Source organism: Barnesiella sp. CU968 (genome assembly GCF_905219685.1).
Lineage (GTDB): Bacteria > Bacteroidota > Bacteroidia > Bacteroidales > Muribaculaceae > Lepagella > Lepagella muris_A.
In genome coordinates this window covers 1-7,144 of record NZ_CAJMXD010000134.1, presented here as the reverse complement: position 1 = coordinate 7,144, position 7,144 = coordinate 1, and the positions used below count along the sequence as shown (strand labels likewise).

The 7,144-nt window shown below is 44.0% G+C and carries 5 protein-coding genes; 4 read left to right on the top strand and 1 reads right to left on the bottom strand.

All coding sequences use genetic code 11. The features are described from left to right. The 4 genes from JX312_RS06735 to JX312_RS06720 form a co-directional block, all read left to right on the top strand. Positions 1-1,198 (top strand): murein hydrolase activator EnvC (locus JX312_RS06735; RefSeq protein WP_204457470.1); only part of this gene is annotated, 1,198 nt, incomplete at its 5' end. Between the two features lie 14 nt (positions 1,199-1,212). Continuing rightward, positions 1,213-2,202, top strand: coding sequence for a GNAT family N-acetyltransferase (locus JX312_RS06730; RefSeq protein WP_204457469.1), 990 nt, complete (start codon positions 1,213-1,215; stop codon positions 2,200-2,202). A gap of 483 nt (positions 2,203-2,685) precedes the next feature. Further along, the gene (locus JX312_RS06725) at positions 2,686-4,890 is read left to right on the top strand and encodes a hypothetical protein (RefSeq protein WP_204457468.1); all 2,205 of its coding nucleotides are present in this window, start codon (positions 2,686-2,688) and stop codon (positions 4,888-4,890) included. Between the two features lie 369 nt (positions 4,891-5,259). Beyond that, complete coding sequence (locus JX312_RS06720) at positions 5,260-5,766, top strand: RNA polymerase sigma factor (protein WP_123405469.1); 507 nt, start codon at positions 5,260-5,262, stop codon at positions 5,764-5,766. A gap of 93 nt (positions 5,767-5,859) precedes the next feature. Here JX312_RS06720 and JX312_RS06715 read toward each other — a convergent pair. Further along, on the bottom strand, positions 5,860-7,144 hold a 1,285-nt coding region (locus JX312_RS06715), incomplete at its 5' end, for a hemolysin family protein (protein WP_370541484.1).

Genomic DNA, 7,144 nt, shown 5'->3' with positions numbered 1-7,144 from the left:
TGCCGAACAGGTCAGACAGCTTGACACCCGTATCTCATCCCTTGAATCGGAAATCACTGCCTCTGAGGCTAAACTTAAGAAGATGAGAGAGGATTACCTCAACTCAATCCGTAAGATACGGGGAAAACGCAATTCGAATTCCACTCTCGCTTTCATTTTCTCTTCCAAAAATTTCAGTCAGGCAATGCGCCGTATGCGTTATCTGAAACAGATTTCGGCTTGGCGGTCGAAGAAATCGGCGGAGATTTCTGAATCGGTCAAGGAGCTGACATTACAGAAGGAGAAGCTGGAGGAGTCAAAACGGGAGAAGGATATCGCCCTGTCCCGTCAGGTAGCGGCACAAAACAGACTCAACGAGCAATACCGGCAGCAGGACGCGCTGGTGGGTGAGCTGCGCCGCAACGGACAGGCACTGCAGTCTCATCTTGCAAAAAAGCAGCAGGAGGCAAACGCACTGAAGAGCCGCATAGCAGCTCTGATCGCCGAGGAGAACCGTAAGGCGGAAGAGGCAAGAAGAGCCGAAGAAGCCCGGCGTGCCGAAGAGGCGCGAAAGGCGGAGGAAGCAAGAAAGGCGGAAGAGGCAAGACTCCTTGCGCAGGAGGAAGCCGCTAAAAGCAAGAGCGACAACAAGAAAAAAGAGGATAAAAAGAAATCTCAGACTGCAAGAAAAAAGAAATCCGACGAAAAGAAAGATTACGCAGAGGCACGCAAGCGCAAGCCGCGTGGCGACAAGTCTTCAACGGCTTCTAAGGCGAACACCGCGAAAAGCTCGGCTTCCCAGGCAGGTAATTTCGCGGCAATGCGTGGTTCGCTGCCAAGACCCGTCTCGGGCGCGTTCCGCGTGACAAGCCAGTTCGGACGCCATTCGTTGCCGGAACTGCCGGATGTGATGTATGACAATCCGGGAATCGATGCCGAAACATCCGCCGGCGCGTCGGCGCAGGCTGTTTATGGAGGACGCGTTTCCGGAGTATACGTTATTCCTGGCTTCTCCACGGTTGTGATTGTGAACCACGGCAATTATTATACCGTCTACGGAAACATCGCCTCTCCTTCAGTAAAAGTGGGAGATGTCGTGAAACAGGGTCAGGCAATCGGCAAACTCGCTCCGTCGGAAGATGATCCCTCGCATTCTTCCATTCATTTCGAAGTCTGGAAAAACCGCGACAAGTTCAACCCCCTCGACTGGATCAGATAATCTCCTCCGCCACCATGATAACCATCTCAAGATATACCCCTGAATCAAGACACGAATGGGACAAATTCGTGAGAGATGCCAGAAACTCGACATTCCTGTTTCTCAGGGACTATATGGATTATCATGCCGACAGATTCAAGGATTGCTCTTGGATAGCACGCAAGGGTTCGGGCATCGCGGCAATCCTGCCTGCCAATGTCTCCGAAGACGGCATCCTGCATTCACATCAGGGACTCACATATGGCGGCTGGGTCCTTCCTGAGCGTCACGTCGACGGAGCTGACATCCTTGACATATTCGAAGCGGCAATAGAGAAGTGGAAAGATGAAGGATATAAGGCACTCGACTATAAACCACTTCCTTATATATATTCTCTCCACCCTTCTCAGGAAGATGAGTATGCACTGTTCAGGCTTGGTGCTGTGCGAACGGAATGCAATCTTTCAACAGCAATCCCCATCGCGGAAATATGCCGGCAGGTTATAGGGAATGAAGAATCTTCCGATAGTCCGCGTAGTTTTTACAACAAGCTTCGCCGCAGGGCGTTGTCCAAATCTGCACGTCTGGATTTTACCATCAAAGAATATAACGATGCCGCCCCCATTATGGCAATGACCACTGCATGCCTGAAAGAGAGGCACGATGCGGCTCCCGTGCATTCAATAAAAGAGATGCAGACACTGAAGGACCTGTTTCCCGAACAAATAAGATTCTGGATACTTGAATATGCATCCTCTCCGCAGGCTGCCGTGTGCATATACGACACCGGCAGGGTGGCACATGCGCAATACATAGCAACTACTACCTTAGGACGCGAACTTGACCTCCTTACTCCCCTCATCGATTATCTGATAAACGAAATATACACCTCACGCCCATACTTTGATTTTGGAATAAGTAACGAAAACGGGGGGCAATACCTCAACCGGGGACTGCTGCGTCATAAAGCCTCATTCGGTGCAACAGGAGTTGCATACAACCGCTATTTCCTTGATCTCGCCTAACACCGCACTATCCTGATAATACGCCCCTGAATATATATTGCACAAGCCCTCTATCAGGTTTGCAATCCTAAAGATTTTAATATTTCCATCAGATACCGATAGTACACTAATGACTTTCCCATAAGTTATTTAGCCTTCACTACATCGATATTTTCAAAAAACATCAATATATAGGAACTGACAATATCCATGGTTCAGAAAACATATTGTATGATACCCTTCCGCCGCTATGTCTCTATAAAAGGAAGTATCAATTACTGAGTTTGCACAAAAAATGACAAAACATGCTAACAAAAATTAACGGATACATGCGGAAATGTGAAAAATTCTTTATAACTTTGTAATACAACCGAAACACTGGATCATTAACCTTGTGATTTAACGTTTCGCACACAAAAACCTAACATTTTCAACACATTGCCGTCAATAAAAAAAATCAAAAATAACACAATATCAAACAACAATCTATTAAATTAACAACTTATGGGAAAGTTTTTACTATCATTAATGTGTCTGATTATTCTTAGCTTTAGCACTAAAGCTGAAGAAATCAGTTTTGCAGAGGGTTTGCCAACCGACTGGCAAAAAGCAGGAACCACTGCAAGTGTAACCCGAGTAAACAAAAAGTGCTTGCAACTTCAAAAAGGAGCTTCAATAACCTCTCCTGTCTATAACAATGTATCTGAAATTAATGTTGAATTAAACATTAGTAATAAAGCAACAACATTAACAATTGAACAAAGCCTTGACAATGTCAACTGGACTACACTTAAAACCATCGCTAAAGCTGAATGTTCAGTAGAAGAATGGAGACAATTCAAAATTCCCACACAAGGTGACACATCTAATGGTGTTTCTTTCAGACTCAAAGCTACAGCATCCTCCTATTATATCTCACTATTTGATTATACCATTATTACAACAGGTCCTATTGAACCTGTATTCAAAGGTATACCACAAAAAGAAGACGGTAGTTTAGGATATGAAATAACAATCGGAGAAACCCAATCTCTACCAACAATTGAACCCTCTGAACTTACATATTCTTTTTCCACAACAAATAATGACATCATTGACATTGATGAGATTACAAAGACGATAACAGCAAAGAAAATCGGAACTGCAATCGTTAATTTCACAACAGAAGCATTTGAAGATAAATATCTTGCGGGCAATGGTTCATTTGAAATATCAGTAGTGGGCAAAGAACCAAAACTATCATTTGCCAACGAATCTGTTTATGGCAAAGTTAACACAGGTGTTGTATGGCAACAAGTTACTGTTACAGAGCCTGAAGAAAACCTCGGGGCAATAACATATTCATCATCAGATCCGGAAATCGTAACAGTTGATGCATCAACAGGACAAATCAAGCCTTCCGATGTAAAAAAAGCCGGAGTTGCAACAATTACCGCAACCATAGCTGCAAATGGAGATTATGCAGAAGGAAGCTGTTCATATATGATAGTAGTAATTGATCCTAATGCGGAAGTAAAACCCGGTGAGACCTTATTCGATTTCACTACAACAAATCCATATGGCATGACAACCATGTCTGGAAACACGACATCATATGAAAGGGATATGGATAATCCTGTTACTTCAATTGCAGGAGTTAACGAAACAGTCATTATTTCTTTTGACGGAAGATACAGATCCTGGAAGACATCAAACTCAAATGAACTTCGGGTTGAAAAAAGTAACACAACCGACCCTGCGTCTTCACTGACAGTGAAAGTTCCTGAAGGATATAAAATAACTAAAATTGGAATTACAGGAAGTGCCGTGACCCCCAAATATTCACCCGAATCCGGTGATTCTCCTGATGATGATTTCAATTCAGTATGGATCCCGACAGTAATAGATGGAAGCTCACAAGTTGTTGACGAAGTCACTATAACTGCCGACCCAAATCAGCTTAAAATATCTAAAATCAACGTCATGTGGGATGCTTCAGGTTCAGATATGAAACCGGCACAATTGACGTTCGCTCCAAATGTCAATGGCATATATGTAAACGAGGAAGCTGAAATTAACGCTGTTAACAATCCGGAAGGTCGCACTATAACATATTCAATAGCCGGTCTTAACGCAGATCAATATACGATCACACCTTCAGAAGATGGCAAAACAATGAAAGTACGTGTGAATACTCCCGGAACATACACACTCGAAGCAAGAAGCGCTGCAGGTGACGGATTCCGCGACGGCTTCGCAATCATGCGTCTGAACGTATACCGTCACCTTGCCGTTTATGTAGCAGACGTAAAGATAGAACAAGATGAAATAAATACAGAAACTGAAACGTATATCAGGATTGATGTACCGGAAAATGCTTTCCTTTACTACAAATTTGAAAATTCATCAACTCCTGAGACTACAGCTGACGATATAACAGACGAGAACTTGCTTCCCGGATATACTTTATATGACAACGGAGACGATATTCCAATCCCCGCAAAGACCATAGGCTATTTCAATTTCTATATCGCCAACTATGGTTACAAATCGCCTATCCGTAAGATTGCCCTCAGCTTCGAAACGGGAGTAACTGATATCGACGCAAACACGGAAGATGGCGTAGTGCGTCTGTTTGACCTCAACGGCCGTCAAATCAATGGAGAGCCGGAGAAGGGTGTATACATCCGCATTCAGAACGGCAAGGCTTCAAAAGTGCTCGTGAAATAATGCTGAGATAAAACTGAAGTAACTTTTAATTTCAATTATATGGCAGGATACGTGTGCATGCACTTGTATCCTGCTTATTTTTTTATCACTTGCTCGGAAGATTATACATTATTAAAGAGAGAATAAATAATTAGAGGGTTAAGAGCTTGTTTAAAAATGAAAAAGCTAAACTGTCAAGATATAAGAGGCTTGATAATTTGACAAATTTTTCAAAAAAATTTATAGTATAACGATTGCATTTTGATAAAAATATATTAACTTTACACCCGATAAACTGGGGTCACTCAGGGAACAGTGACTTTTTTGTTTTCAAATAACATGATAAGTGACTTTTTTATTTTTTAGATTCCCTAATTGATAAAAAATTAAATGAGCAAGCAAAACACCTTTAAATCCTCCGTTATAGGGATGCAGGGCAATCTTCTTTCTTTCGCTCTCAAACTGACCACCGATAAAGAAGAAGCACATGATCTCGTTCAGGACACAACCCTCAAAGCGCTCAACAATGAGGAGAAGTTTGTGGACAACACTAACTTCAAGGGTTGGATGCTGACGATCATGCGCAATATTTTTATCAACAATTATCGTAAGAGCGTTAGAGAGAGCACCATGGTGGATTCTTCAGAGGATTTTCACCATTTGAACCTTTGCCAGGACTCTGGTCTTGAAACGCCTGACGGTGCTTATGCTGTGGGTGAGATATCACAGATACTCGCCAAATTTCCAACGGATTTCCGCGAACCTTTCTCGATGCACGTGGCAGGTTACAAATATGAGGAGATTTCGGAAATACTTGACATGCCGTTAGGCACAGTAAAGAGCCGTATCTTCTTTACACGCAAACGTCTCCGCGAAATCTTGAAAGATTATCGTTAAACCGTATCCCCATTAGATCCTGACTATCGTCATCCGGGATGTTCCCTCCGAATATAATATTCAGATCATATCTAACAAGAAAAAGATGCCCTTTCAGGCATCTTTTTTCTTTTCTATCCTTACCAGCTCGATGCGGGTCGTGGTCATTTTCTCTATCCTGAACGCAAGGTCGCCTATTTTAAACGAATCCCCCTGTCTCGGCAAAGCCTGCAGACTTTCGAGAATATAACCCGAAAGCGTATGGTATTCCTCGCTTTCCCTTATGTCGAGTCCGAAATCCTCGTTGATAGCTGAAATCTCCATCCTGCCGGAGAACTCATACGCTCCGTCGGGAAGTTCACGCGCAACAAGGCGCTTCACATCGTGCTCATCCTCAATCTCGCCGAATATCTCCTCCACGATATCCTCAAGAGTCACAAGACCGGAAGTGCCGCCGAATTCATCCACAACCATGGCAAGCGTGCGTTTCTCGCTCATCATGCGACGCATCATCTTGTTGGCGAGCATCGTCTCGGGAGTGAAGATCACAGGCTTGAGCTTGCGACGCCAGTCTGCCGTGGAATTGAACATCTCCGATATATGTATATATCCCGCCACATCATCGATATCCTCCCTGTAGACCACCACCTTCGACAGACCTGTAGCAGTAAAGACCTTTATCAGTTTCTCGCGTGTAGTCCCCGCCAGAGGCACCGCCACAATCTCGTTGCGCGGTATCATGCATTCGGAAATCTGGGTGTCCTTGAAATCAATCGCTTTTCTGAAAATCTTCACCTCATTCTCCACAGCTTCTCCGTTCTCCCGGTCTTCCATGCTTTGCTGGATATAGTCGTCAAGCTCATCCATGGTAAGACGCGCACTGGCAGCCTCACCCGTATCGAGTCCGCAGAGTTTCATCAACCCCTTGGATATCACGGAGACAAACCAGGATACGGGATAAAGAATCAGATAGATAAGATAGAGGGGCAAAGCCAGAAGACGCATCATGAAATTCGGATTGATGCGGAATGTTGTCTTGGGAAGAAATTCTCCGAGAAGGAGGATGACGGCAGTCGAGAAAACGGTATTCGAAATTAGTGTCAGGACCTCGCTATGGTGGAACCATTCCTCGAATAACGGATTTACTATCACCGAAAATGATATACCGTAGATTACCAGCACAACATTGTTGCCCACAAGCAGCGTGGATATGAACATATCCTCATGTCGCGAGAAACCCTTGATGATTCTGTCTACCATCCCGCCCCGGGCGGCATCTATCTCCATCCTTACCTTTGAACTCTGCACAAACGCGATCTCGCAGCCTGAAAAGAGACCCGAGAAGAGAATAGCCACAACGGTAATCAATATGGCGAGACTTAAGGGTAATATCATAAGT

Bases quoted from the DNA above. Each gene is read 5' to 3' on its own strand.
- JX312_RS06720 (WP_123405469.1), top strand. From the start codon at position 5,260: ATGAGCAAGCAAAACACCTTTAAATCCTCCGTTATAGGGATGCAGGGC.
- JX312_RS06730 (WP_204457469.1), top strand. From the start codon at position 1,213: ATGATAACCATCTCAAGATATACCCCTGAATCAAGACACGAATGGGAC.
- JX312_RS06725 (WP_204457468.1), top strand. From the start codon at position 2,686: ATGGGAAAGTTTTTACTATCATTAATGTGTCTGATTATTCTTAGCTTT.